This is a genomic window from Faecalicatena contorta (genome assembly GCF_001404335.1).
GTDB lineage: Bacteria > Bacillota > Clostridia > Lachnospirales > Lachnospiraceae > Faecalicatena > Faecalicatena contortus_B.
Genome location: NZ_CYZU01000118.1, coordinates 1 through 1,337, shown reverse-complemented (window position 1 = coordinate 1,337; position 1,337 = coordinate 1). Strand labels below are relative to the sequence as shown.

The following is a 1,337-nucleotide window of genomic DNA, read 5'->3' as shown; positions in this document are numbered from 1 at the left end:
ACGTTTTTCAATAGGTGTGTGAAGGAGGTCATACTGATGAGCTATGTCCCATTATATACAAAAGACTCCCCGCTATATAACGGAGAGCCTTTCAGCCATAATCTGTATGGCTATCTCAAGGATAATACTTATTAATGCCCCAAGGGCTATGTCTTCATTGCTGCCGGTAAACGGCTGTGTCTTGAGAAAACACCACCGAACAATTGATCCAATCGTTCTAGAATAACTATATCATACTTACCGTGTGCAATTCTATGCAATTTTGAAATTTTTCAAAGATTTTGCATGTATCTGATGAATCCTTCTCCAGCTTAATCCCATAATCCCGCAAATAATTTCCCATCTCTCCCCAAGCAGATACCGGTATGTAAGAATCTCCCGCTCACGTTCGTCTTCCACCAACTTGATTTTGTGGTATATCTCCGTATACTTCTCGATAGCATTTAGGCGGTCTCGTTCTAATTCCTCCATAAGCTCATCCATCTTAACAGCATAACCAGACATGTCGGTTATATTGGATCCGTGTGGCATATCATCATACTTTACAGACGGACACATCTCATTAAGTCTAAGCTGTTGTATCTGGTCTAGAGTCATCTTCTCTTTTCTTTTTGCCGCAAGATACCCATTCAGGTAATCTTTTTTATTTTGATTGTCCTGCCAGGTCTGCTCCTTCACATTATTTTCCTGCACTGGCATCATTCTCCTTTTCTTTGCATACTCTTGCCACATACTCCACCACCGTTTCGCGCTCCTTTTCCATCTGCTCTCCCTGCTCCTGTACCATCTTCCCTGCCTGGTACGCTGGGCGCCTGAACCACTTTGTAGCCTTATTGTCAGGAGCATCCTCCGCCATATGCTTCATATCCTTCCTTCTGACATCGTCAGCCTTTCTTTTTGCTTTTTTATGATTCATGTTCCCTCCTGAATGTCAGCCAATTCGCTTAATCGTTATAATAACTCAAAATATTCTTCTAAATCCTTTTCTGATATTTCCAGCCATTCCATTGTTTCCGTATTATCAAGATGTACTCCCGCTCCTATGATATCTGTCTCATCATCACGCTCCCAAATACTTCCACGACTGATTTCTATACGATCTTCCGTTACCATTCCAGCTTCATTATAATAATCAACCGTAAAAGAATTTACGCATTTATACTTCATTCTTTACCTCCGATCTAAATTTTGGTTTAGTTACCAGCTTTGATGTTTTTCATGTATTGTTTCAAATCCATCATAATCACTAATTTCCCATTCGATATTATCCGGAATTTCAATAATTTCTATATTGCCACACATACCATTCGCAAATGATCCTAATTCTTCGATAGCCG

3 protein-coding genes are annotated in these 1,337 nt (G+C 40.1%); all 3 read right to left on the bottom strand.

Annotated elements, in window-relative coordinates:
- Window positions 1-252: 252 nt before the first annotated feature.
- Genes ARB69_RS25505 through ARB69_RS25495 form a run of 3 tightly spaced genes read right to left on the bottom strand, consistent with a single transcriptional unit; the run spans window position 253 to window position 1,167 of the window.
- A complete protein-coding gene (locus ARB69_RS25505) occupies window positions 253-693 on the bottom strand; it encodes a hypothetical protein (protein WP_055155415.1) in 441 nt (146 codons plus the stop codon).
- Entirely contained in the window at window positions 680-916 is a 237-nt protein-coding gene (locus tag ARB69_RS25500; protein WP_055155414.1) for a hypothetical protein, read from the bottom strand. Before ARB69_RS25500 ends, ARB69_RS25505 begins: the two co-directional genes overlap by 14 nt.
- A gap of 35 nt (window positions 917-951) precedes the next feature.
- Window positions 952-1,167 carry a hypothetical protein gene (locus ARB69_RS25495; protein WP_055155413.1) on the bottom strand — a complete coding sequence of 72 codons (216 nt, stop codon included), beginning with the start codon at window positions 1,165-1,167 and terminating at the stop codon, window positions 952-954.
- Window positions 1,168-1,337: the final 170 nt, after the last annotated feature.

What these genes read in the sequence shown, in the direction of transcription:
- ARB69_RS25495 (WP_055155413.1), bottom strand. Translation starts at nt 1,167, where the DNA reads ATGAAGTATAAATGCGTAAATTCTTTTACGGTTGATTATTATAATGAA.
- ARB69_RS25500 (WP_055155414.1), bottom strand. Translation starts at nt 916, where the DNA reads ATGAATCATAAAAAAGCAAAAAGAAAGGCTGACGATGTCAGAAGGAAG.